Source organism: Paenibacillus sp. MT124 (assembly GCF_058792755.1).
On sequence record NZ_CM179500.1, the window covers coordinates 5,605,079 to 5,628,473 of the forward strand.

Consider the following 23,395-nt stretch of genomic DNA (forward strand, 5'->3'; position numbering starts at 1 on the left):
GATATCAACGGTGCTGCTTGTACTGATTGGCCGGATAATGCTCCCTTATTTCTTGAATTTCTGCATCTGTAAGGGGTGCAGATGCCGAAGCTTCGATATTGTGGAGCAGCTGTGTTCGGGAGCTTGCTCCCGGGACGACGGCAGCTACCGCCGGATGGGACAAGGCGTATCGAATGGCAGTTTGCGCCATGCTCCGTTCGTCAGTAACGAGGCGGCTCAAGCCTTCACGAATGGCAAGCAGCTGATCCGGCGTATAATCCAGATAACCCTTCTCTACCTTGGAAGCACCGGAATCCGCGAGTACTCCGCTGGCAACAGGTCCGCGGGCAATGACGCTAATCCCTTTTTGTTCAAGCAAAGGCAGTACTTCCTCTTCTGCACGGCGATCCACGACGCTATATTGATTCATAACACTGGCAATGGATGATCTTCTTACATACTCCCGAATGACATTAGGGCGTATGGACGATATGCCATAATACCGAATCAGCCCTTCCTGCTTCAGCTCCTCGAAGGCTTCAATCGTTTCTTCAATTGGATCATCCAATGTACCGCCATGCAGCTGATACAGGTCGATGTAATCCGTTTGGAGTCGTCTGAGGCTGTCATGGACAGCTTGCTTGATATACGCTTTGGACGGATCCCATGACCAGCCCTCTTTCCCTGGCAATCGGCGGTTGCCCACCTTCGTTGCCAAGATTACCTGCTCACGGCGACCCTGAATTGCTTTTCCCACAATTTCCTCATTACGTCCTGCATCATACAGGTCAGCTGTATCGAGCAGATTGACGCCGCGGTCCAGTGCCTCATGAATCAGATTTACAGCGGGCTCCACTTCGGTTCCGAGTGACATGCAGCCCAGTCCAATTTCACCGACGTACAGTTCAGATAAGCCCAGTCGATTTTTCTTCATGCGTACATCCCCTTTCATACGTTCTGCAAGTATCCATTGTATCATTCTTCCTGGCAAAAATCGCATCCGAAGGTGCGATGGGATTAAACAAAGAAAAGCCCGGAACCTGAAGGGCTCCGGGCCTTGCTAGTGTATTCACATCGGTGAGTTTAATTGATGTCTACTCGCTGTACTTTTTTGCTTCCATTTGAAGAATTGGAGCCTTTCATCATGCCGGAAACGGTTGAAAACAGTTTATCTCTGGCCTGCTTGTTCCTCATCAGATAGGTCACGCCTGCACCAATGGCCGTCATTATAATTCCGCTTTTTTTAGACATGTGTTTCTCCTCCTTAAGGGATTGATGTACATCGTGTCTTGCTTGAAATTTACCCTTTGTGAGGAAAACGAAACGGCTATGTCATACCAGTCATATCACCTGGAGATGATGCAGAAAAACCTCCGTGAATGCCAGCCCCTGATGGATATCATAAAAAAATGACCCCTAAACATTAGGAGTCACCTTGATTAGCTCTTTGACTTTGAGATCAATCCGACGGCGGTGCAACATGGGTCATTTCTTCATGTTTGTACGTCGAACCATCCGCAGTCAGGTAAAAGTGTCCGATGGGATGCAAATTCTCATCCAGCTCGTAAACAAGGGGGATGCCGGTAGGAATGTTGAGAGCCATGACATCGGCTTCCGACATCTCATCCAAATGCATAACAAGGGAACGAAGTGTGTTCCCGTGCGCGGAGATCAGTACCCTTTTCCCGGCTGACACCATGGGTTTGATCTCGCTGTTCCAGTACTCCAGCACCCGCTTGGACGTATCCATCAAGTTCTCGGTACGGGGTATGGTACAACCCAGACGCTTGTACTTGTCCACATCCTGCACATAACGATCATCCGTCTCATCCAGCGGCGGCGGAGATACGTTAACAGAACGTCTCCACTCCATAACCTGGTCTTCTCCGTATTTGACTGCAGTCTGCTGTTTATTCAAACCCTGCAGAGCACCGTAATGACGTTCATTAAGCTTCCATGTCTTCGTGATCGGAATCCACATCCGGTCCATCTCATCAAGCGCAATGTCCAGCGTTCGAATGGAACGTTTAAGTACCGAAGCATAAGCATAGTCAAAATCAAAACCCTGTTCCTTTAGGATTTTGCCAGCTTTGCGGGCTTCACCATACCCGTCCTTGGTCAGGTCTACATCAGTCCAGCCCGTGAATCGGTTCTCCACATTCCACATACTCTGTCCATGACGAATTAATACCACTCTGTACATTGCCGTACCTCCTTCCTCAAAATCATTACCCGCATGTGCCGTGAGATATGCCTAAGAACATTCACTACATTAATAGTATGGAGCCATCATCAGGTATACGACTACCCCTGTGGAACTGACATACAGCCAGATCGGCATCGTCCAGCGAGCAATTTTGCGGTGTTTCTTCAATTGGTTTGTCCAGCCCCAGACGAGAGTGAACAAAGCCAGCGGCACAATAATAGCTGCAAGAATACTGTGAGTAATCAAAATAAAGAAATAGATGGAGCGAACAATGCCTTCCCCGCCGTATTTGGACGTTTCCGGGGAGAGATAGTGGAACGACAAATACGTGACAAGAAACAGCAATGTTGTTGTGAACGCAGCAAGAATAAATCGTTTATGCAGCTTCACGTTCTTTTTGAGAATAGCAATCAGCGCGGCAAGCAGAAAAATGAAGGTGAAACTGTTAAACACGGCATTAAACCGCGGCAGCACCGTAATATCAAAGGCCACATCCCCTTTATATCCGATCGAAGGTGCGAAGAACAGCAATAAAATAATGACATTGGCAAGAATGGAAATGGTAATAATGATACCTGCGAAATTTTTATTACTTGTTGGGGCGGCCGAATTGGATTGATTATTTGAATCCCCTTTGTTATGTTTGCCCAAAGCAAAATCCTCCTCATATGCTAACTTCTATGTTCTATGTCATTATATCTCGCGGCCTGCCCCCTGTTAAGTGACAACACTCTGAACAAAAAGCGTCCCACCCCATATAAAATGCCCTTAACAGCTTGTTTTCATCCGAATGTGGCCTGTCACCGGTTTACCCAATACAGACTTTATGGTATAATTAATTTAAATAATCACATACGCGTTGAAATCGGAGGAGCCTGTCACCAAGGGCCCCTCTTTGTCTTTTTATGGCATATTAGGGCACTGTTATTTGCGCCTTTCTATGCCATTTTTTTGTGTCATGACAATGGAATCATGTGCTCTTGGTGAGGAAATCCTATAGACGCTACTGTTGGAGAGGAGTGCACTTATGGAATTTGTTTTGGTACTTGCATTAATTTTGATTTTCACCAAACTAGCTGGGGACCTGTCCGTTAGACTCGGTCAACCGTCCGTATTGGGTAAGCTGATTGTAGGTGTTGTTCTTGGACCTGCCATTCTGGGTTGGGTCCAACAAACTGATTTCGTTCATTATATGGCGGAGATTGGTGTACTTCTGTTAATGTTCATTGCCGGTCTTGAGACGGACCTCGAGCAACTGAAGAAAAACTGGAAGGCAGCTTTCGCTGTTGCCGTTGGAGGTATTATTCTTCCATTTATCGGAGGATACGGTTCTGCCATAGCCTTTGGCATGTCTCAGACTCACGCTCTTTTCTTCGGACTTCTGTTCTGTGCTACGTCCGTGAGTATTTCCGTCCAGACACTCAAGGATATGGATCAGCTCAGTTCGCGTGAAGGTACTACAATTCTCGGTGCAGCTGTAGTTGATGACGTTCTGGTTGTTGTACTGCTAGCCGTTATGATGAGCTTGCTCGGAACAGGTGCAGGTGACACGTCAATCAGTCTGCTTATTGGTAAAAAATTATTATTCTTTGTTATTATTATTGCTGCCGGCTGGTTCCTTGTTCCTCGAATCATGAAGTGGATGGCACCTCTCAAAGTTACAGAGACTGTCATTACTACAGGATTAATCATCTGTTTCGGATTTTCCTATTTCGCAGAATGGATGGGCGTTGCGGGGATTATTGGTGCATTTGCCGCTGGTATTGCCATATCCCAAACCACTTTCAAGCATGAAGTTGAAAGTAAAGTTGAGCCCATTGCCTACAGTATCTTTGTGCCTGTATTCTTCGTAAGTATCGGACTAAATGTTACGTTTGACGGTGTAGGTTCCCAAATCTGGTTTATCATTGTTATAAGTTTGATTGCGATTGTGACGAAGCTGCTTGGGGGCGGAGCCGGTGCACGTCTTACCGGATTTGATCGAGTTTCGTCTCTGGCTATCGGTGCAGGAATGATATCTAGGGGAGAAGTTGCACTGATTATTGCTTCAACCGGACTCGCTTCCGGCTTGCTCGATCCTGAATATTTTACCAGCGTTGTCATCATGGTTATCGTAACTACACTCGTTACCCCACCGTTGCTCAAAATAACTTTTGCTCGCAAAAAAGGTGAAAATCGTGTTGAACAAGGGATTGAGAAAGCCCATCTAAACGGATGATACATTTAACGAATGAATCGTAGAAATAGATACGGACACAAAATAGGATGATGTATTGCGTTGGATCAATGACTGCAGTATTTTCCACAGTAGTACTTCGGAATGACCATTTTTTACAATAATGAATATTGAAATAGTCCGGTTTCTAACGTTATACTTGTCTTTAAGAAAGAGAGTTAGGCCGTGAAGCACACGCCGTTTTGACACATTTTCACCTTTGATTCAAAAAGGAGGGAAATGTTCAGAGCGGCTTTTTGCATTTTAGAATACTTCTTCAACCTACATAAGGAGGAAATGTTTAAAATGGGTATTGAATTTGATCAGGCTTACGAAGAATGGATGAACTCTCTTTTAGAGAAGGAACGTAATCATAGAGTGCGTTCAAGAATAGAAACCGGACTCGAGCATGGAACGCTTGAATTTCTGCGCACGGTCTGGTTTCCCGTTGTGAAGAATTTTAATCATTTGTATCCAGAGTGGGAAGTTCGTGACTTTCATAATGGATACAGGTATCTTGATCTGGCCTACTTACCAGGTAACGGTATTAAGGGAGGGATTGAGATACAAGGATACGGACCTCATGCTCGGGATCTCGATGTACGCCGTTTTAAAGATCTATGTTGGAGGCATTGTTTGCTGACGCTTGACGAATGGACATTTTTACCGATAGCGACCTTTACATCAAAGATGAACCGAAACGTTGCCAACAGCTTATACTCACCTTTATCGGAAAATTTATGGCTACAGACACACCCTCATCATTAAGTTGGCTCGAAGCAGAAACACTCCGTTATGCCAGACGAACTCTGCGTGCCTTTACACCTTCTGAACTTGCAGCACACCTGCGAGTTACGGATCAGCATGCCCGCCGAGTGCTTCACAGTTTAACAGAACAACAATTATTGCATGTGGCTAGTGGCAAACAACGGTATCGGACCTACATCTTACGAACGTGAGAAACTCTATTTCATCGAAAATTCTCCACATCCGTTATCAAACGAACTTAAGACACGTTATTTCAAGGAAATAGCACCAATTACGGCTATAACTTCATCTATTCATGAAATAAGGATAATGAGGTTCTTTAGAATTTTTACATTGCCAGTATATCAATTATAGGCACACTCCAGTTCGTTACATTTGCAGCTAGGCGACTCTCGTCGAGGGTGATATAAAACATCTAGAAAAACAAAAAAAGACCGCTCCATATACAAGAGGTCTTTATCCTCAACCCGAAACCTGCACAGGTTGTCCCATTTAAGTTAATACACCAACGTAGAAACCGATCGATATAAACACAACGCACCATATGAATGCCCCGATCCCGGAGATCACTACATATTTTCCGATGGCCATGCGGCTGATGCCGGAGAAGCAGCACATCAAATGGCGAATGCCAGGAATAAAGTAGCCGAGGATAATGGACCAGTACCCATACTTCAGGAACCAGCCCTCCACCCTCCCCAGCCGTTTGGGGTTCACCCCTACCCACTTGCCATATTTTACAACGAGGGGTCTGCCCGCCTTCTTGCCAATCGCGTAGCTGAGCAGTCCTCCCGTAAATGCACCACCAAAGCTGACTATGATCGAAACGGAATAGTTCAGGACCGAGATGGAGGCAAGATAACCGACAAAGGTCATCATCACCTCATCTGGAATGGGCATGCCGATGACACCCAGAGCGAGCAATCCGTAGATTGCAAAATATCCATATTGACCAATAAACTCTTTAGCAATTTCCATGACTGACTCGCTCCTTATTTCGGTTCCACGATGTCCTTCTCATGAGGCGCCAACACCTGTTTCAGAGATGGGAATCGAATTTGGCTGACCATTAGACCGGATAATACAACGATAACAAGATAAGCTACACCGTGGGTGAAATAAGGACTCCAGAGCGCGAAAAAGGACATCAGTCCTCCTGCAAACGTAATTGGCATTCCGACAAAACCTACACTTGCTGTCTTCTGACAATTGTAACGAGCGAGGCGCAAGGCGCCGCATACCGGAAACAATGCCGTTAATGCCATGCCAAGCACACTGACCTCGTTCATGGAATTCAGATACAGAATCAGCACCGGGGCTGTTCCGAAGGAAATGACATCAGCCAGGGAATCCAGCGCCTTGCCGAACTCCCCCTCACAATGCAATTTACGCGCGGCAAAGCCGTCAAACAGATCAAAGAACATGGCAACCCAAATCATTGTCACAGCTAGTGCGAACTCGCCATGAATGGCCATGATGACGGCAAGCATGCCAGAAGTTAAATTGCCCAATGTTAAAATGGACGGTAAAGATTTCATAAGACTTGACTCCCTTTCGTACTAAGCATTAGGAAAAATAATATAAAAGCGGACTCCGTCCGGCGTGTTCTCCACTCCATAACTGCATCCGTGCAGATCAAGAATCTGCTTCGCGATAGCCAGGCCCAGGCCCGTTCCTCCCATTTTGCGATTACGTGATCGTTCTACCCGATAAAATCTCTCCCAGATATACTGGCGTTCAGCTTCCGAGATCCCTTCGCCTTTATTCTCGATGGAGATTCTTACCTGCCCTTCCAGCCTGCTGATCTCTATCATTATATCGGTCTGCGGCAGCGCATGACGTATAGCATTCATCATCATGTTATAGATCACTTGCTCCAGCTTGCTTCGATCTCCTTCTACGGTCTGCTCTGTAGTGGAGACAAGCACGATTTCGAGCCCTTTTTCCTTCAGCTGCGGGCCGAGACGCCCGGCAATCTCCTCGATCATGTCTCCAAGGACAACTGCACCAATATTCAGCTTGATCGCCTGAGATTCCAACCGAACGAGATCCAGCATTTCTTCAACCATCGTCTCCATTTTGACCGCTTCATCCGCTATGATCTCAATGTAACGCTCCCGCTTGTTCTCGCTGACTCCATCCTTCAGCCCTTCGGAATACCCCTTGATGATACTGATAGGCGTTTTGAGTTCATGCGATGCATCGGCAAAAAATTCACGCTGCCGCTGTTCAATCCGCTGCTTCATCTCCATATCGGTCCGCATTTGACGATTCGCCTGTCTGAGTTCCTCCAGCGTTTGCCCCAATGTGGTGGACAGAGCATTCAGGCTATCCGACAAACTGCCAATTTCATCATTGCGTTTGATTGGTGATTTCACGGAGAAATCAAGCGTCGACATTTTTTTGGCCACATGGTTCAAGGCCAGTAAGGGCTTTGTGACAATTCTGGACAATAACAAGGAAAGAAACAGAATCAGCACAAATGCACCCATACCAAAATATGCATAGAACAAACGTGTTGCTTCATTCGCTTCCCTCATCTCCTGCAGAGAAGTCAGGGAAAAAATAAGCTGCTGCTGAGGCCCGTTTTTGTGAACCGGAGCAATGGTAATCACATTCCGAACACCACTCCAGCTATCGGTCCATTCTTCATTAAGCATCTTGCCACTCGCCAAACTGAGCTGGTCCTCCGTTGAGAGAGGGAAGCGGCTGTCCAGTGCCTGCACAAGCAATCCCTGTCTCTGACTCCATGTTCCCAGATTGGGAAGCACCACTTCGGTCAATACGCCAGACCATTCCTGAACCGGTTCAGAGAGCTCCTGAAAATCCTCTGTCCCTCGCGCGGCAGAATTGTTATCCTGGATTTTGAGCGGATAGACCATCGGTTCGTTCAACCCGCTGGCAGGACCTGTGACGGTCAATTCCTGGCCATATTTCAGATGAGTGGCAATCCAGCCCGCGTTCTCACTATTGATGAACAAGGATAGGGAAACCTTCACCTGACTGCCATCCTCGCGGAGCAGGGTAATGTGAAACGGATCGTTGACCAGTTTGCCCGTACTTGTCAAAATCACCAGGTGCGACTGATTCTGACGCATGAACTTCCCGGTTTCCTTGGCCAGTTGTATACTATCCCAATGCCCTCTGGAATACTGCTGCTCGAATTTCGCCAGTTTTTTCTTCATGCTGCTGATCTTCTGATGCTGGTAAAAGTCCGGGAACCAGACCAACTGTGCGGTCACTGATGTTCCATATAAGAGGAGCAGAAAACCAGCCATAACCAGAAATAGCTTCATCGTTACGCCATTACGTCTCATGCCTCAGCCTCGAATCGATATCCCGTGCCAATCACTGTCCGGATACACTTGGCTTCATCCCCTAGTTTGCTGCGCAGCTTCTTGATGTGAGTATCCACAACGCGGGAATCACCATCAAAGTCATATCCCCAGACCCGATTAAGGATCGCATCCCGGGATAGAACGATTCCCTGATTGCGTGCCAGGTAGAGCAGCAGCTCATACTCTTTGGGAGCAAGCTCTACCTCCAGTCCATTCATCTCCAGTCGTCTCGCCCAAGGATCAAGCAATGCGTGACCAAACCGGATCACACCCTGTTCCCTGCTGATCGCACCTTCGACTCGCTTCATTAATGTCTCTGCACGCGCAACCAGCACACGAGGGCTGAACGGCTTCGTTACATAGTCATCGACACCAAGGTTAAATCCATGTATCTTATCATCATCTTCAGACCTTGCGGTCAGCATTATAATAGGTACGGTGGATTGAGACCGAATATGCTCACAGAGCGTCCATCCATCCATTTCAGGCATCAGCACATCGAGAATGACCAGATCCACTTCATGCAGATCCAGCAGTTGGAGTGCTTCAATTCCATGCTCTGCCTCGATTACATTCCATTGTTCTTTTATAAAATAATCGGCCACAATTTCACGAATGCGGCTTTCGTCTTCCACGAGAAGCACTGTTCTCACCATGGCCGACTCTCCTTTTATCTTTCTTCTGTTAACATACCGATTCCATGTGTCGTTCGTGTGTCCATCCATGTTCTGGAATGAACTCCATGTTATATACGATTAATACCCCATATAAGTTACCGAATTCGCAGCAATCCACACAAAAAGGCGGTTGTCAACGAGCCACCTTCGCCCATTGACAACCACCCTTCAGCTGAATCCAAGTTCTCTTGCCCGGTATCGCTTACCGCCTCCACTATTAGCGTTGTTGCTCCAAGCGGTGTGCCGCGTGCAGCGTCGGGCCAACAAAACGATTAAGCGGGAATCCGCCAGCAATCGCTTGAGTAATGAAGGCTTTGCCTTCACGTACAGCCTCTTTTACAGACAAACCGCGCGCCAAACCAGCGGTAATCGCTGCAGAGGTTGTACAACCCGCCCCATGCGTATAACCGGAACCAACAACATCGGCTTCATACCATTCGTAGTTTTTGCCATCATAGAGAAGATCCATCGCTTTACCTGGGGTAATGACGCCTCTGTCCTTGATCAGGACATGCTTCGCCCCATGGTTATGAATTACAGCTGCTGCTGCTTCCATCTGTTCCTTGGAACGGATCGGTCCGCTCTTGGCCAGTTGGGAAGCTTCAAACAGGTTTGGAGTAACCAGGTCAGCACCCGGCAGCAAAAATTCAATCATTGCTTCCGTATTTTCAGGCTGCAGCACCTCATCTGTACCTTTGCAAACCATTACCGGATCGATTACGATCTGTGGCAGACCGCTGCGGCGAACATGCTTCGCGACCAGTTCAATAATATCTACGGAACCCAGCATTCCCGTCTTCATCGCATCAAAACCAATTCCGTCCAGAACGGTACGGAGCTGTGCTTCCACTACATCCAGAGCCACAGGGAAAACCTGGTGGTCCCATGTTTCAGGCTCCATCGCCACAACCGTCGTCAGAACGGTCATACCGTACACACCAAGCTCCTGGAATGTTTTCAAATCAGCTTGAATTCCTGCGCCGCCGCTTGTATCTGAGCCGGCTATTGTCAATGTTTTTGGAATCGTCATGGTAGTCGCATTCTCCTTCATGTTTCAGTTGACATTATCCTATCCCTTGTACGAGCGGATGTCAATGGCATCTGAAGCCATACGAAGCATGGTTTTTCGAGCATTTCAGTTCACGTCTTTTGTCTCCAGCCGAACCATGGACAGGGAAGCGATCCAAAGGCCGATAGCGCCCAGAGTTAATGGAATCACAATAATGGAATTGATGGAAACACTCGGTCCATTCACGCCGGAACACACGACGAGGACCAGGAAAATGGATGACACCATGGTTGCCGTGACCGAGTGCTTTCGCATGCCGAAAAACAGCGGGATCAATGCCATCGCAGCAGCAGACAGTGAACTAATCGTATATTTGATCAGCAATTGAAGTGCTTGTTTACCCGTCAGCTCATCAGTAATAAAGGGATAAAAGTGATCTGTTGTCAGCAGGATTGCTCCCATTAGCAAGTTGGTAAACATAATCATGAAAAAGGTAAAGGCAAATACAATAATCAGCTTGGCGCCAATAATTTTGTGACGTTTAATTGGATAGGTGAACATCACGTTCATCGTTTTGTTGCTATATTCGCTAATAATCAGCTTCGATAACAAAGCGCCTCCAAAAATAATAAAGGTCGCACGGGCAATTGTATCAATCAACATAAAGGAGAGAGGATACGTGGTGAAGGCATAATCTTCTGCTCCCCAGTCCACCACACCAATCATGATCAGAAATAACAGAATCCCCACATTGGCGATAGCTGCATATCCGAAATTACGAGCAAACCGGTGTTTTCGCATTTCGAGAAAAATAAGTTTAAGCAACGTCCCCATCCCCCTTCACCAGGTTTAGAAAGTGTTCCTCCAGCGAATGGGATCGCTTGATAATCGACTCAATCTCAACACCATGCTGAACCAGAATGCCTGTTAATTGGGATGGAGATACACCTGGGTCATAAATGCGAACTGTACGATCATCAACCAATTTATAATTTTTCAACTCAAGCTGATGCTCAATAACATAAGTCGCCTTGCGTCCATCCATGACCTGCAGCTCGATATATTCGCTCTGAGTCCCACGAATGCTTTCCATGGACACTTCCTCGACCAGACGACCGCCACGAATCACCCCTACCGTATCGGCAATTTGCTCAATTTCGCCCAGGATATGACTGGAGATCAGGAGAGTAATTCTATATTCCGTACTGAGGCGTTTGAACAGATCACGCATTTCCTTAATTCCAACCGGATCGAGCCCGTTGATGGGTTCATCCAGGATGAGGAGCTCCGGGGTTGTAATCAGTGCACGCGCAATACCCAGCCTTTGCTTCATTCCCAGAGAGAAGTCGCGTACCGGTTTCTTGCTAGTATCCTTCAGACCTACACTCTCCATCATATCGCCGATAACCTTCTTGTTATGAAACCCCATATATTCGCAGTGAAGCTCCAAGTTATCTCTGGCGGACAGTTTATCGTAGAAAAAAGGATATTCAATAATGCTGCCTATTCGCTTAAGCACTTCATACGAGTCAGGGGTAAGTTTCTCCCCGAACATTTCAATCTCCCCTACGGTGGGCTTAACCAGATTGGTCAACATTTTCATGATTGTCGTTTTCCCTGCTCCATTCGGCCCTAAAAATCCGTATATTTCACCTTGCTTAATATTCATATTGACGTTGGATACGACCTCCGTGCCTGCATACGTTTTGGTCACACCAATGGTGCGTGCAATATATGTCATCTCTTCTGTTCTCCTTTACGATCCCTGACGGGTTCTTATATCTGTATTGTAAAGAGAAAAGTCTGCTTTTTTATTAATCAAATCTTACAAAAAACTTAAGTTCCTCCATCCACACAAAAGGCAACTAACGAGATTTAAGAGAGATTTTAAATGAAGTCCGCTCATAGGGTACACTGCGCAGCTCAATGCGTCCTCCCATCCGTTCGATAAGTCGCTTCGTGATGGTGAGGCCAAGCCCGCTTCCATGGTAGAGACGGTTACGGGAATCCTCCAGGGTGTACATGCGTTCAAAAACACGGTCTTGTTCTTTTTCCGGAATGCCTTTACCCTTGTCCCAAATCTGAAGCATGACCTCTCCATGATTCGTTGGTTCAAGCAGCAGGCCCAATATCTTACCGTCCGCCCCATATCGCATTGCATTAGTAATCAGATTATCCAGCACCCGGTCGAGTGCATCCTCATTGCCTGTCACGAAGAGATCACTCTCAGGAATGGACAGCTCCACCTGCAGACCCTGATTCGTTAACATTTCATAAAAGGAGAGCATCTTCACCCTGCATAATTCACTAAGATTTATTCGAGTCAAAGCAAGCTCGGTATCCCCTGACTCCAGTTTCGCCAGATCAAAGAAGGAATGGATCAGACGCAGCACCTCCTGCGCTTTATCCTGAATCTTGCTGATCATACCTTCCCGTTCCTGATCGGTTAATGAAGAGCTATGGAGCAGCGTTTCGCTATAACCCATCACTACCGTGAGAGGAGTTTTCAAGTCGTGGGAGATGTTGGAGAGCATATTGCGGATCTCCTTCTCCTGATTGGCATAACGGGCACCGGTTCGGTGTGCGTAATCCAGCAATTCGTTGATATCCCCCAGCAGAAGTCGAATCTGTGCATCACTGCTAAAGACCAGCAAACGCTCATATGTCCCCTCTTCCAGAATGCCTCCGAGCTTCTGATGAATATACGCCAATTGCCGGCTGCGCTTATTCAGCTTCACAGCGAGTAAAATGACAACCATGAGGAGAGCAACGGTTAAGGTGGCCAATAGGATGATCACTTGGGCTCCACCTCCAGCTTATAACCGATCCCCCACAACGTTTTGATATACTGCGGATTCGATGGATCTGTCTCGATCTTTTCGCGCAGCCTCCGCATATGTACGTTAATGATATTTTCGTCCCCATAGTACGAATCGTTCCAGACAGAGGCGTAAATCTGTGCCTTCGTAAACACTCTGCCAGGATGCGTAACAAACAGCTTAAGAATGCCAAATTCCTTGGATGTCAGTCTTACAGGGACGCCTTCCCGCTCCACTTCATAGGTTTCCACATCCACCACCAGCCCTCCAATTTCAATCCGTTGATCCTTGGCTGGTGTCGAGGTAACCGCCGGTACCGTATAGTTGGCGCGGCGAATTGCCGCCTTGATTCGCGCGGTCAATTCGATGAGGGAGAACGGCTTGCTCAAATAGTCGTCTGCACCGAAACCAAGCCCCAGTGCCTTGTCTACCTCCCCATCCTTCGCAGATAATATTAATACGGGGACAAGACTGGCAGCTCTGATGGTCTGCAGTACGTCCATGCCGCTTCGCTGGGGCAGCATGAGATCCAGAATGACCAGATCAAACGCAGGCTCCGCTTGTTGAAACTTGTGCTCTGCCTCTAATCCGTCATATGCGTACGTGACGCTGTAGCCCTCTTTCTCCAGATATGGTCCAACCATCTCGCTAATTGAACGATCGTCTTCCACAAGCAGCAAACGGTGAATCGACACGTGATTTCCCCCAACTTCTTTGTTTTCTTTTATTACCTCACAGTTCACCTGAATTGGCAATGCGTGGAATAGCACTCTTTCTAATCTCATCTCAAAAAACAAAAAAGGCAGGGAAGCCATCTGTATTCCAGGTGGCTCCCCTGCCATATCGATCATTGTTCCATCTATGTCGTCTCGCTGCGTATCCAGCACAGACCAATCGTACCTGCACCTGCATGAATACCTACCACAGGGATAAAAGGCATGATTTCCGTTTTCAATCGGGGCAGCAGATCGGCAATTTGCTGCTTGATCGTGATGGCTTCTTCCTGATTATCGGCATGCATGATACACACATGTTTTACTTTCTCCATGTCTACCTTAAGCACCTCTAACATGCGCTGTTTGGCTCGTTTGAAGGTACGAATCTTCTCGTTAACGACGACCTTGCCCTCTTCAAATCGCAAGAGCAGGTGAATTTTCAACAATTGGCTGAGTACTAGCTGTGTGCCTGAAACGCGCCCACTGCGGTGAAGATGCTGAAGACTGGCCGGAATGAGGTAAAAGGACATGTTGTCCATCATCTGTTCAATGTGAAGCTTGATTTCAAATACGGAACACCCCTGTTTCTGCATTTCCACGCCTTGCAAAATCATCTCCCGCAGCGGGTAGGCTCCCGCTCTGGAATCAATTGCCGTTATCGATACTCCAGCAATCTCTGCCGCCTGCATTGAAGTATGCAGCGTTCCGCTAAGTGCAGTTGAGCAGTGAATGGTAATAATCTCATCATACTGACCTTTTAGCGATTCATATAGTTCGATAAACTCACCTATAGGCGGCTGAGAGCTGCTTGCCCTTGCAGCCTCTGCAAGCTTCTCATAGAACTGTTCGGACGAAATGTCCTCGGTCTCCCGATAGCATTCCTCTCCAAATACAACGCGCAGCGGTACAATGTATACGTGATTTTGCTCTGCAAACAGCGGATCGAGTGTGCTGGTACTGTCGGTAACCCATGCAATTTTTTTCATTCCAACCTTCTCTCTTGCCGGATTGTTGAAGCTGTATCCTCCATCGTCAGGCACATGCCCGGCGGATTATTTTAAATTTGAATAACACCAATTGTAAACGTTTACGTCATTACTCCTTAATTATAAAGGACCTGGCGAACCGATGTCTTGTGGCGCATTATTGAACAGCCCTGTTTCTTCCGGGATATCCCAAAAAAATGTCTTGCCTGTGAAGGAATAAATTGGTATGCTGTTGTCCTTCTCTCTTTTTCGCCTTGACTGAAGTGAACGGGACCGCCGTTCAATCCACTTATCGGAGGTGTCATATGCTTTATCTCACGCTGGCTTCCAAAGCCTACGCCCGGAATCTGCAATACCGCGGAGCACACATGGTACATAACCTGGCAAGCGCGATGTTCGGTTACATGTATGCCTGCCTCTGGATCGGCATCGGGGCCGATCACGCTCTCGGGGAATACGGGACACAGGGGATGGTCAGTTACATTGCGTTTACACAATCCTCTCTCTGGATCTCGGGTTTTCTCACCAATGGACTCGGAATTCCTCTTACAGTCAGGACAGGGCAGATCGCGCTGGATCTGATGAGACCGGTGCATCTGTTTACTCACCTTATGGCACGCGAATGGGGACAGATTGCCTACCAGTTCGTGTACAAGAGCATTCCAATCTACCTGCTATTCTCTATCGTTTTTTCCCTGCAATGGCCTACGGAGGTCTCAACCCTGTTATTTGCAGCGCTTGGTCTTGCCGGCGCATCCTACTTATCCATCTGCATGAATTACATCATTGGGGTTACTGCCATTTGGACAACCGAATCATCCTGGCTACACTGGGGCAATCATGCCATGATGAATCTACTGGCTGGTTTCTTCATTCCGCTCGAATGGCTGCCTGACTGGCTCGAACGTCTGGCCTGGTTATCACCCTATCCCTTTCTGCTCTATGTTCCTACCCGAACCTATCTCGGTTTTGAAGATGGCTCCTTGCTCTGGGGAACCTTGCTTTGGTGTGTGCTCATGACTCTCATCTGTCTGGTCATCACCCGTGTGATGCGCCGCAAAGTGGAGGTGCAGGGCGGATGAAGCGAACTTCCTGGTACCAACTATATAAAATACTGATTCGAACGAGCATCCGCAGCCGGATGCAGTACAAGTTCAATTTTATATTGGCATCCGTTCTGGCCGCACTGATTCAGATCTCCGAATTTCTCATGGTTGCGCTGGTGCTGCATCAGTTTGGTGCGATTAAGGGCTGGTCTCTGCATGAGATCGGTTATCTGTTCGCAATCATGACGTTATCCAAAACACTTTACCGTACCTTCGGCAATGAGGTTCATCATCTGGAGAAATATTTAGTCGGCGGCGAACTGGATCAACTGTTAACGAGGCCTATGCCCGTATTACTGGCCCTGCTGCCGCAAAATTTCCGCATCATGGTCGGCGAAGTGCTTCAGGGAGGATTTATTCTATGCTGGTCTCTGGCAGGCATGATGCACAGCGGGCAGATCGGCTGGACGGTCATTCCCCTCTCTCTGCTGATTATTCTGACCGGAGCCATCATCCTCTTCTCCATTGGACTGGCTACAGCGACGCTGGGATTCTGGACCACACGCATCGAGGAACTGCAGACAATCACCGAAGATGCAGCCCGTACGGCTGCCCAATATCCGCTAACGTTATATCCCAAGTGGATGTCCGGCATTCTGCTGACGGTCATTCCGGTTGGATTCGTCAACTACATTCCCTCCCTGTATCTACTGCGGGGTCAAGGCGGAGCGTGGGTGCTTGCAGCGATTGCGGCTGTAGCTGCTTTGTGTCTGGCTGCCAGTCTGCGCTTCTGGAAATACGGTATTACCAAATATCAAAGCACGGGAAGCTAAGGAGGAATCTTACCATGAACATGATCACAGCGAGGCAGCTGCAAAAGGAATTCAAAACGCCTGTCGTTCGGGAAGGCCGGTTCTCCGGACTTCGGACGCTATTTTCACGCGAATACGTGTCCAAAGAGGCCGTACGTGACATCAGTTTTGATATTCCACAAGGCGAGTTCGTTGGATACATCGGGCCGAATGGTGCCGGCAAGTCGACCACCATCAAAATGTTGACTGGCATCCTCCACCTGACTTCCGGGGAGGTAAGGTTAGCCGGCATGAACCCGCATCAGGAAAGGCTGCAAACGGTAAGGCGACTGGGGGTAGTGTTTGGTCAACGCAGCCAGCTCTGGTGGGATCTGCCCGTGAAGGATTCGTATGATATTCTGGCTGAAATGTACGGTGTACCTGCTGAACTCAAAAGGAAACGGTTGTCCCAGTTCGCTGAACTGCTGGACCTTGAATCCTTCTGGGCCACGCCAGTCCGTAAACTCTCACTTGGACAACGGATGCGTGCAGATCTGGCAGCTTCCATGCTGCATGATCCGGAACTGCTTTTTCTTGATGAACCTACCATTGGGCTGGATGTGAACGCCAAACGGAACATACGCCAATTTCTGCGGACTTTAAATGAAGAGTTTGGCAAAACCATTTTGCTGACGACGCATGATATGGATGATATCGAGCAGTTATGCAGCCGGGTGATGGTTATCAATCACGGCCGGCTCACATATGACGGTACGATCTCCTCTCTGCGGGACACGATTGGTCTGCCCACAATTATCCGGGTAACATACAGAGGGGAGTTTCATATCCCAGACGCCATACCTCCGGCCATACAAATTACAGGTGTGGACGGACTGGTCGTTACGGTACAAGTGAACCGGAAAGATTGGAGTACTATGGATATTTTGAAGCTTCTGGAGCAATGGGGCGAAATTATCGATGTGGAGATGCAGGAACCGGATTTCGAAGATATTATCCACCAGGTATACTGATTGGCCCAATTTGGACAGATCTGGATGAGGGCCTGTTCGGATGCCGTTACATGCAAGAAGGACATGACGTACTGTAGTAACGGAGGTGAGGTTCATGCTTGTCACTAAACATGTACTAGCAGCGTCCAGCACATATTCTACTCCCTACTACATGGTGCGTGGTGCAGCGTCTGGCCCCGTGATGATTGTCACTTCCGGCATTCATGGAAATGAAACCGCAAGCATGGCTGCTGCGCAAAAACTTGCCGACGATTGCGCAGCAGGACGACTATCCATTCAGCGCGGTCTTCTCATTATTATTCCAAGAGTGAACCAGAAGGCTTATGACAAAAAAATCAGGGGCAATCCCGATCTGAACAGAACATTTCCCCGCCGCTTATCTGCCAAAGCGAAGCATCCACTTGCTTCTGCCGTCTTTCGTCTGGCTCGTGAATATGGGCCAGACTGGTGGATTGACCTGCACGAAGCCAACGGATTGTCCCAGCTTAGCTCCCGTGTATTGGGGCAAACCCTGATCACCAATCCCGGAAGCCGTGCCGTTCCGGCATGCAGAAGAATTATTGAACACATGAATCGTTCCATCGCCATTCATGATCGGCATTTCAACCTGAAGCAGCATGAGCTTCCCGGATCTGCCCGGACAGCTGCCGCCAGATTGCTGCAGGCCCGTTCCGTCACCGTTGAAACCTGCTGGAGCCTGAAGCGATCCGTACGGATCAAGTACCAGACGAGAATTGTACACCACTTTTTGCGGGAAGCAGGCTTCATATGAAAAGAGTAACCTCCCAATTCCATCGTGATGTGGAAGGGAGGTTACTCACTTATTCTTCCTTATTGTTACGGAAGGATTGAATGTAGTTATGGATATCCTTTTCCGGTGTCATGAGCAGGGCTTCAAGGAACGTCTGCATACGCTGCAGATTCTCGATGTGACTCTCGATATCTGTGATTCGTGTACGTACCAGCGTCTTCAGCTGCTCACTTTCCATATCCTCCTGGCTAAGCAGCTGCAAGTTTTCCTTTATCTCTTTCAGCGAATATCCAAGCGCTTGTGTGTCTTGAATGAATTTGATTTTAACCAAATAATCCTCAGTATATATTCGATATCCGTTAGATGCCCGGCGGGGAGCAGGCAGTATGCCCATGTTCTCATAGTAACGGATGGCTGCCATGCTTATTCCTGTCCGTTTTGCCAATTCACCTCTCGTCATGGTATCCATGCCTGTCCCACCTTTTTCTTAACGTTGTTTTCCCTGGTCATTGTCTATGTTTGTATACTTGGTATCGTATGCTGCCTCTGGGAATCGGTCTGATCGTCCTTCCAACAGGGTCTGCTTCTCCCCCTTAAGATAACGGTCAAAGAATGCCAGCGTGTATGATCTCGTGATATCCACATTATGCTCTGGCGTCATCCCTCTGGCAAACATTTCGGGCGAGATCAACGAAATATCTGTGAAGCTCTGGTGGAAAAAGCCATCTACTGTCAGGTAATACGTATCGTTCAAGCTATGTGTCATGACATGATTCAAATCCGGTTCAAATTCAGGATAAAACACGTTGTCTTTTTCGGTGGCGTCCGGTTCTAAACTTTTGGCTGTCTCACCTGACATGATATACATAAACGGCTGTTTCAGAGATACCTTGGACACTTCACCCCAGAAACCGCCTTCCAGACTAAGTCCTGCATTAAACCGATCATCCTGAGCCAGAGTCTCCGCTGTGGTTGCCCCGCCGTAAGAGTGACCAAAAATGCCTACACGATCCAGATTCAGCTTGCCTTCGAGCAGCCCGTTCGGATCATGACTATTCCATAATGTAAGTGTATCCAGCACAAAGCTGGCGTCTGCAGCACGAATGCCTACTCCTTGGACATTATACTGGTACAATTCTTCTGACGTATCGAATTCGGGATTAGCTTCATACGCCACGACATGACTGTCCGGAAACGTAACTTGTGCTGATGTGTACGGATGGTCTATCCCCACAACAATGTACCCATGGCTAACCAGTTCTTCAATAGCGGTCATACTTTGGAAACGGGCAGAACGAACCCCTGGCGAGAACAGCAGCACAGGATAATTGCTCTCTGCAGCCGATACCTTTGCACCAGTGACCACATGTGTGGGAATCGTGTCCAGATAGCTAAACACCTGAGGTGGAATACCGAACACGAGGCCGATGGCTTCACCCAGCTCTGCGGGATAATGCTCCAGCGGAAGTCCCTTGGCAGCTTCGTGATCCACTGGATACCAGACATTAATCATAAGTTCTCGCTTGTCTCCTGGCTCAGGCGATTTCGTCTCTTCGCGGGATTCATCCACGAGATGCTGTTGAAATGTTCCTATGGCATAAAGCCCCGTCGGCTCAGGCATTGTAAAAGCCGGAAGTAACCAGGTTAGTGCCACTGAACCTGCACTAAGTACCCATACCATGATAGAAGCCACCGTGGCTTTGATCCATGATCTGTGATTCTTTTGTCGAACAACGATCCTAACCAAAAGAACCAGGACCAGAAGATATGTAGGCAGCATTTGCACTCGAAATTGGTCTATTATACCGTGCAGCGCAGTAAACAAAACCAAAGCAGATATCATAGCCATCCTCATCCCCCGCCTCGGACGAACCAGCATCAATATGGCGACCACAACGGTTACAAGTACTAAAATCCATTCCAATGTTCTCATCGTTCAACCTCCAACATCTCTGTAATACAACAAGGATAAACCTTGAAGCATACTTCAAGGTCAAGGTTAAACTTTTTGATCATATCATAAAGGGGCTAATATGATCTCTTCCAAATCAGGAACTAATAACAGTCATCCATTAGAAAACCCGTCATACGTGGTACAGCGGCCCTGATTGGCTTGTACCTCCGTCTGACGGGTTTTAAAGTTTCAACTGAGCATTCCTTTTTTTAATTTCCCGAAGTGCTCTCTACAGTTACCTTGGTTCTCGGCATCGCATGCATGGCCCCAGCGGTTACATGGACCTGTACGACATATACGCCCGTTTCCTCGAACGCATAGTTGGCCTCGTAAATTCCATCCCCTGTGGATTGGGCAGTAATCGCTCCCTGAGCTTCAAGATCCTCAGGATTCATCATTCCTTGATCTACAGCAGGTGCTGCTGGTTCATCTTTTTCATTCCATACCTGAAATTGCACATGGTCTGCATCATCCACGGGCTGACCTCCCTGCGTCAGTTTAATCTGCAGGGCAACATCATCCTGGATGGATACCTTATCCGGCACAATGAGCTGCACCTTAATCATCTCCAGCGTATCCGTACTCTGGGATTGCTCATCGTTGGAGCAGCCCACAGTCGTAAGGAGCAGAATGATCATTAACGGCATGAACCAACGGACTTGTCCAATCATCCATCATCTGTCCTTTCTTATGAAGAAGCTTTTGGTGTTTTGCCAATTCCCCACAACATTACAATAATGATGATAAACGCAATCAGGGCAAGCAATGGAATCGTGATGAAACCAAACCAGTTCAAATAGTCGGTATAGCAAGGAATTTGCCCACAAGCGACGGAATTGCCAGTAGCCGAATAGATTCGCTGAATCGTAACGTGGTATAACGAGATTCCACCGCCAATGAAACTAAGCGGAAGCACATATTTGGTGATCCCTACATCATCCTTGAAGTAGGCGATCCCAAGCACTATGGTCAGTGGATACATAAAAATTCGCTGGAACCAGCATAGATCACAAGGGATATATCCCTTAATCTCGCTGAAATATAAACTTCCTCCCGTCGCGATGACGGATACGGCCCAAGCAATAAACAGCCGGGTATCCACGTGTCTCGCCGGTCGCTCAGGTTTTGATGATGCACTCATTCATCTGGCCTCCTCTGCATTTTGAAATATCATAATACCTCATTCATGACGCAAGGGCTATTCAAGCCGTTATGTAGGGTGTTACATGATGATCATTATACCAAATATTTGAATAAATTGGTGAAACGCAAAAGAGCTGCCTTGCGGGCAGCTCTCCTGCTTCTTTCTAGTTATTCGTTGGTCGACTTCCTACGATTACATGGATTTGGTCAATGTGATGGAACCGTCCTTTTGAGCCCATTTTACGTCCCAGTTCAACAGCTCAGCAATGAAACGCAGTGGTACTTGGGTACGTCCGTCTTTGTTAACAAACACTGTGGAGCCTACGTTCTTCTTCATACCATTCACTTCCATGACTTTGTTATTCACCCAAAATACGAGGGTATCATCACCAGCCATAACCGTAACTTCCTGGGCTTTTTTATCCCATTTCACCGTTGCACCAATTCCTTCACTCAGGAAGCGAAGTGGAATGTACGTCGTGTTTTTCCAGAGCACGGGTTTAGTGTCCATGTTGGTCGTTTTATCGTTAATTTTCAGCATTTTGCTGTTCAGCTTCATCCAAACAGTGGTCATGTTCGGAGCAGGCGTTGGTGTTGGGGCAGGTGTCATCGGCTCCTGAAACTTGTCATTGTTCTGAGTCACGATCGCATTACCCAAGGCTTGACCTACACCAAACATCACTTTGAAACCTTCACGATTCGTTGTATACGAAGCATCATAATTGCCGGCTGCATATTGGTCGAGAACTTTCTGTACTTGCTCTTCGTGTGTAGTCAGTGCTTCTTGTCCGGCTGCCTTAGGCAGATTGCCTGCTGTTGCCGAATCCAGGAATGCAGCGAATTCTGTGGTGAAACCATCAATACGCTTCTCTACCGCTGCACGAGCTGCTGCGTCATTGTTTTTAACCGCTTTTACATAGTCACTCTGTGCATTAACATGATTGGTTACCCAAATTTTCTCGAAAGCGTCGGCCCCGTCATTACCGTAGATGGAAGCAATGGCTGCTTTGAAATCAGCTGTGTTCCCGGCTTCAGCTGTAACCAGAGCATTCGAGGCTGCTGTGTGTCCATCGTATTCCTCTTGCATTTGCAGGGCAGACAGAGCAAAGTGCTCGGAGGCCAAGTGATTCAGAGCGGATCTTAGATCTGCTGCTTTGGTATCGGCTTTGGTGTTCTCGAACTTTTCAGGCATTTGTGTCGTGATTGCCGTGGAGAGCGCCTTACTCACGTCGAACATCTCCTTGAAACCTTCACGGTACGCCTTGTATGCATCGCTGTAATCTCCGGCTACATATTCATCGAATACCTTTTGCACGAGATCCTCATGTACCTTCAGTGCTTCTTTGGCTACCGCTTTTGGCAATTTGCCTTCCGTTGCGGTGTTCAGGAATGTGGAGAACTCATCGACAAATCCATTGATGTTATCCTGTGCTTGTTTGATGCCAGCCTGGTTGCCCATTTTGGTTGCTTTCACCAAGTCGTCGGTGTATTTATTATGAGCACGGAAGATGCGTTCGAATTCCTTCGCACCTGCATCACCGTACAGGGAGGCGATGGCCGGCTGCATATCCAGGGCATTTTGGTCGAGTGCTTTGTAAGCTGCGTCTGCATCTTTTGCTCCGTCATATGCTTTAGCCATTGCTGTTACCGCCAGTGCAAAATGTTCCGAAAGTAGGTGATCCAAGTTGGCTCTAAGGTCAGCAGCAGGTGTGTTCACGGATGCCTTCATCGTAGTCATTGGCATCTGTGGTGCGGAAGCAGCCCCTGCGATTCCCGGCATCAAGAGCGTCAAGCTTAGCATGGGTGCGATAAACTTCTTCATTTTCATTTTCATTACGTATTCACTCCTCAATCTAATTTTGTATGCTTTGTTTCCTCGTCGTCGTTTTCAAAGGGTGTAACGCAGGGATCTCCAATCTGGATCACCCCATAGGCAAAAAAAATTCACGGCCTCCGTTTGGGAGAG

The 23,395-nt window shown here is 47.6% G+C and carries 24 protein-coding genes and 1 pseudogene; 6 read left to right on the forward strand and 19 right to left on the reverse strand.

The window, feature by feature from the left end; all coding sequences use genetic code 11:
• Positions 1-4: 4 nt before the first annotated feature.
• The 4 genes from AC3RCI_RS25370 to AC3RCI_RS25385 form a co-directional block, all read right to left on the reverse strand.
• A complete protein-coding gene (locus AC3RCI_RS25370; protein WP_336783938.1) occupies positions 5-913 on the reverse strand; it encodes an aldo/keto reductase in 909 nt (302 codons plus the stop codon).
• Positions 914-1,062: 149 nt separating this feature from the next.
• Positions 1,063-1,230 carry a hypothetical protein gene (locus AC3RCI_RS25375; RefSeq protein WP_153980001.1) on the reverse strand — a complete coding sequence of 56 codons (168 nt, stop codon included), beginning with the start codon at positions 1,228-1,230 and terminating at the stop codon, positions 1,063-1,065.
• A 208-nt stretch (positions 1,231-1,438) separates the two neighbouring features.
• Positions 1,439-2,182 carry a 2,3-diphosphoglycerate-dependent phosphoglycerate mutase gene (gene gpmA / locus AC3RCI_RS25380; protein ID WP_154896686.1) on the reverse strand — a complete coding sequence of 248 codons (744 nt, stop codon included), beginning with the start codon at positions 2,180-2,182 and terminating at the stop codon, positions 1,439-1,441.
• Between the two features lie 69 nt (positions 2,183-2,251).
• Positions 2,252-2,836, reverse strand: a complete 585-nt coding sequence (locus tag AC3RCI_RS25385) for a DUF420 domain-containing protein (protein ID WP_492526863.1) — start codon at positions 2,834-2,836, stop codon at positions 2,252-2,254.
• Positions 2,837-3,212: 376 nt separating this feature from the next.
• On the opposite strand from AC3RCI_RS25385, the gene AC3RCI_RS25390 reads away from it, so the two are divergent.
• On the forward strand, positions 3,213-4,403 hold the full coding sequence (locus tag AC3RCI_RS25390) for a cation:proton antiporter (protein WP_336783936.1): 1,191 nt from the start codon (positions 3,213-3,215) through the stop codon (positions 4,401-4,403).
• A 303-nt stretch (positions 4,404-4,706) separates the two neighbouring features.
• A pseudogene (locus AC3RCI_RS25395) lies at positions 4,707-5,359 on the forward strand (transcriptional regulator).
• Positions 5,360-5,660: 301 nt separating this feature from the next.
• Here the strand turns inward: AC3RCI_RS25395 and AC3RCI_RS25400 are convergent.
• The 10 genes from AC3RCI_RS25400 to AC3RCI_RS25445 all read right to left on the reverse strand — a co-directional run bounded on the left by AC3RCI_RS25400 (position 5,661) and on the right by AC3RCI_RS25445 (position 14,713).
• Entirely contained in the window at positions 5,661-6,146 is a 486-nt protein-coding gene (locus tag AC3RCI_RS25400) for a DedA family protein (RefSeq protein WP_239304878.1), read from the reverse strand.
• 14 nt (positions 6,147-6,160) lie between these two features.
• Complete coding sequence (gene pssA / locus AC3RCI_RS25405) at positions 6,161-6,706, reverse strand: CDP-diacylglycerol--serine O-phosphatidyltransferase (RefSeq protein WP_183526144.1); 546 nt, start codon at positions 6,704-6,706, stop codon at positions 6,161-6,163.
• 21 nt (positions 6,707-6,727) lie between these two features.
• Positions 6,728-8,485 carry an ATP-binding protein gene (locus AC3RCI_RS25410; protein ID WP_154896683.1) on the reverse strand — a complete coding sequence of 586 codons (1,758 nt, stop codon included), beginning with the start codon at positions 8,483-8,485 and terminating at the stop codon, positions 6,728-6,730.
• Positions 8,482-9,162: a response regulator transcription factor gene (locus AC3RCI_RS25415; protein ID WP_095361726.1), complete on the reverse strand. Its 681-nt coding sequence runs from the start codon at positions 9,160-9,162 to the stop codon at positions 8,482-8,484. The genes AC3RCI_RS25410 and AC3RCI_RS25415 overlap by 4 nt, the downstream gene beginning before the upstream one ends.
• Before the next feature lie 238 nt (positions 9,163-9,400).
• The gene (thiD, locus tag AC3RCI_RS25420) at positions 9,401-10,213 is read right to left on the reverse strand and encodes a bifunctional hydroxymethylpyrimidine kinase/phosphomethylpyrimidine kinase (protein WP_095292321.1); all 813 of its coding nucleotides are present in this window, start codon (positions 10,211-10,213) and stop codon (positions 9,401-9,403) included.
• 105 nt (positions 10,214-10,318) lie between these two features.
• The gene (locus tag AC3RCI_RS25425) at positions 10,319-11,017 is read right to left on the reverse strand and encodes an ABC transporter permease (RefSeq protein ID WP_492526865.1); all 699 of its coding nucleotides are present in this window, start codon (positions 11,015-11,017) and stop codon (positions 10,319-10,321) included.
• Positions 11,010-11,933: an ABC transporter ATP-binding protein gene (locus tag AC3RCI_RS25430; RefSeq protein WP_492526867.1), complete on the reverse strand. Its 924-nt coding sequence runs from the start codon at positions 11,931-11,933 to the stop codon at positions 11,010-11,012. Before AC3RCI_RS25430 ends, AC3RCI_RS25425 begins: the two co-directional genes overlap by 8 nt.
• 124 nt (positions 11,934-12,057) lie before the next feature.
• Complete coding sequence (locus tag AC3RCI_RS25435; RefSeq protein ID WP_492530009.1) at positions 12,058-12,987, reverse strand: sensor histidine kinase; 930 nt, start codon at positions 12,985-12,987, stop codon at positions 12,058-12,060.
• Entirely contained in the window at positions 12,987-13,700 is a 714-nt protein-coding gene (locus AC3RCI_RS25440; protein WP_154896742.1) for a response regulator transcription factor, read from the reverse strand. The genes AC3RCI_RS25435 and AC3RCI_RS25440 overlap by 1 nt, the downstream gene beginning before the upstream one ends.
• A gap of 170 nt (positions 13,701-13,870) precedes the next feature.
• The gene (locus AC3RCI_RS25445; RefSeq protein ID WP_154896680.1) at positions 13,871-14,713 is read right to left on the reverse strand and encodes a DegV family protein; all 843 of its coding nucleotides are present in this window, start codon (positions 14,711-14,713) and stop codon (positions 13,871-13,873) included.
• Positions 14,714-15,018: 305 nt separating this feature from the next.
• Between AC3RCI_RS25445 and AC3RCI_RS25450 the strand changes: the two genes are divergently transcribed.
• From AC3RCI_RS25450 to AC3RCI_RS25465, 4 genes are all read left to right on the forward strand, one after another.
• Positions 15,019-15,795, forward strand: coding sequence for an ABC transporter permease (locus AC3RCI_RS25450; RefSeq protein ID WP_492472838.1), 777 nt, complete (start codon positions 15,019-15,021; stop codon positions 15,793-15,795).
• Complete coding sequence (locus AC3RCI_RS25455) at positions 15,792-16,592, forward strand: ABC transporter permease (protein ID WP_095361720.1); 801 nt, start codon at positions 15,792-15,794, stop codon at positions 16,590-16,592. The genes AC3RCI_RS25450 and AC3RCI_RS25455 overlap by 4 nt, the downstream gene beginning before the upstream one ends.
• A 20-nt stretch (positions 16,593-16,612) precedes the next feature.
• Positions 16,613-17,581 carry an ABC transporter ATP-binding protein gene (locus tag AC3RCI_RS25460; protein ID WP_492530011.1) on the forward strand — a complete coding sequence of 323 codons (969 nt, stop codon included), beginning with the start codon at positions 16,613-16,615 and terminating at the stop codon, positions 17,579-17,581.
• A gap of 94 nt (positions 17,582-17,675) precedes the next feature.
• Positions 17,676-18,353, forward strand: coding sequence for a succinylglutamate desuccinylase/aspartoacylase family protein (locus tag AC3RCI_RS25465; RefSeq protein WP_492526869.1), 678 nt, complete (start codon positions 17,676-17,678; stop codon positions 18,351-18,353).
• Between the two features lie 49 nt (positions 18,354-18,402).
• Here the strand turns inward: AC3RCI_RS25465 and AC3RCI_RS25470 are convergent, their stop codons facing one another.
• The 5 genes from AC3RCI_RS25470 to AC3RCI_RS25490 all read right to left on the reverse strand — a co-directional run bounded on the left by AC3RCI_RS25470 (position 18,403) and on the right by AC3RCI_RS25490 (position 23,257).
• Positions 18,403-18,801, reverse strand: a complete 399-nt coding sequence (locus tag AC3RCI_RS25470; protein ID WP_492526871.1) for a MerR family transcriptional regulator — start codon at positions 18,799-18,801, stop codon at positions 18,403-18,405.
• Between the two features lie 18 nt (positions 18,802-18,819).
• Positions 18,820-20,265 carry an alpha/beta hydrolase family protein gene (locus AC3RCI_RS25475; protein WP_492526873.1) on the reverse strand — a complete coding sequence of 482 codons (1,446 nt, stop codon included), beginning with the start codon at positions 20,263-20,265 and terminating at the stop codon, positions 18,820-18,822.
• Positions 20,266-20,495: 230 nt separating this feature from the next.
• Positions 20,496-20,957, reverse strand: a complete 462-nt coding sequence (locus tag AC3RCI_RS25480; protein ID WP_492472841.1) for a FixH family protein — start codon at positions 20,955-20,957, stop codon at positions 20,496-20,498.
• 17 nt (positions 20,958-20,974) lie between these two features.
• Positions 20,975-21,427, reverse strand: a complete 453-nt coding sequence (locus AC3RCI_RS25485) for a disulfide oxidoreductase (protein ID WP_336783927.1) — start codon at positions 21,425-21,427, stop codon at positions 20,975-20,977.
• Between the two features lie 195 nt (positions 21,428-21,622).
• Entirely contained in the window at positions 21,623-23,257 is a 1,635-nt protein-coding gene (locus tag AC3RCI_RS25490) for a copper amine oxidase N-terminal domain-containing protein (RefSeq protein WP_492530013.1), read from the reverse strand.
• Positions 23,258-23,395: the final 138 nt, after the last annotated feature.

What these genes read in the sequence shown, in the direction of transcription:
- AC3RCI_RS25370 (WP_336783938.1), bottom strand. Translation starts at nt 913, where the DNA reads ATGAAGAAAAATCGACTGGGCTTATCTGAACTGTACGTCGGTGAAATT.
- AC3RCI_RS25375 (WP_153980001.1), bottom strand. Translation starts at nt 1,230, where the DNA reads ATGTCTAAAAAAAGCGGAATTATAATGACGGCCATTGGTGCAGGCGTG.
- gpmA (WP_154896686.1), bottom strand. Translation starts at nt 2,182, where the DNA reads ATGTACAGAGTGGTATTAATTCGTCATGGACAGAGTATGTGGAATGTG.
- AC3RCI_RS25390 (WP_336783936.1), top strand. Translation starts at nt 3,213, where the DNA reads ATGGAATTTGTTTTGGTACTTGCATTAATTTTGATTTTCACCAAACTA.
- AC3RCI_RS25400 (WP_239304878.1), bottom strand. Translation starts at nt 6,146, where the DNA reads ATGGAAATTGCTAAAGAGTTTATTGGTCAATATGGATATTTTGCAATC.
- pssA (WP_183526144.1), bottom strand. Translation starts at nt 6,706, where the DNA reads ATGAAATCTTTACCGTCCATTTTAACATTGGGCAATTTAACTTCTGGC.
- AC3RCI_RS25410 (WP_154896683.1), bottom strand. Translation starts at nt 8,485, where the DNA reads ATGAGACGTAATGGCGTAACGATGAAGCTATTTCTGGTTATGGCTGGT.
- AC3RCI_RS25415 (WP_095361726.1), bottom strand. Translation starts at nt 9,162, where the DNA reads ATGGTGAGAACAGTGCTTCTCGTGGAAGACGAAAGCCGCATTCGTGAA.
- thiD (WP_095292321.1), bottom strand. Translation starts at nt 10,213, where the DNA reads ATGACGATTCCAAAAACATTGACAATAGCCGGCTCAGATACAAGCGGC.
- AC3RCI_RS25430 (WP_492526867.1), bottom strand. Translation starts at nt 11,933, where the DNA reads ATGACATATATTGCACGCACCATTGGTGTGACCAAAACGTATGCAGGC.
- AC3RCI_RS25445 (WP_154896680.1), bottom strand. Translation starts at nt 14,713, where the DNA reads ATGAAAAAAATTGCATGGGTTACCGACAGTACCAGCACACTCGATCCG.
- AC3RCI_RS25450 (WP_492472838.1), top strand. Translation starts at nt 15,019, where the DNA reads ATGCTTTATCTCACGCTGGCTTCCAAAGCCTACGCCCGGAATCTGCAA.
- AC3RCI_RS25455 (WP_095361720.1), top strand. Translation starts at nt 15,792, where the DNA reads ATGAAGCGAACTTCCTGGTACCAACTATATAAAATACTGATTCGAACG.
- AC3RCI_RS25460 (WP_492530011.1), top strand. Translation starts at nt 16,613, where the DNA reads ATGATCACAGCGAGGCAGCTGCAAAAGGAATTCAAAACGCCTGTCGTT.
- AC3RCI_RS25465 (WP_492526869.1), top strand. Translation starts at nt 17,676, where the DNA reads ATGCTTGTCACTAAACATGTACTAGCAGCGTCCAGCACATATTCTACT.
- AC3RCI_RS25470 (WP_492526871.1), bottom strand. Translation starts at nt 18,801, where the DNA reads ATGGATACCATGACGAGAGGTGAATTGGCAAAACGGACAGGAATAAGC.
- AC3RCI_RS25475 (WP_492526873.1), bottom strand. Translation starts at nt 20,265, where the DNA reads ATGAGAACATTGGAATGGATTTTAGTACTTGTAACCGTTGTGGTCGCC.
- AC3RCI_RS25480 (WP_492472841.1), bottom strand. Translation starts at nt 20,957, where the DNA reads ATGATTGGACAAGTCCGTTGGTTCATGCCGTTAATGATCATTCTGCTC.
- AC3RCI_RS25485 (WP_336783927.1), bottom strand. Translation starts at nt 21,427, where the DNA reads ATGAGTGCATCATCAAAACCTGAGCGACCGGCGAGACACGTGGATACC.
- AC3RCI_RS25490 (WP_492530013.1), bottom strand. Translation starts at nt 23,257, where the DNA reads ATGAAAATGAAGAAGTTTATCGCACCCATGCTAAGCTTGACGCTCTTG.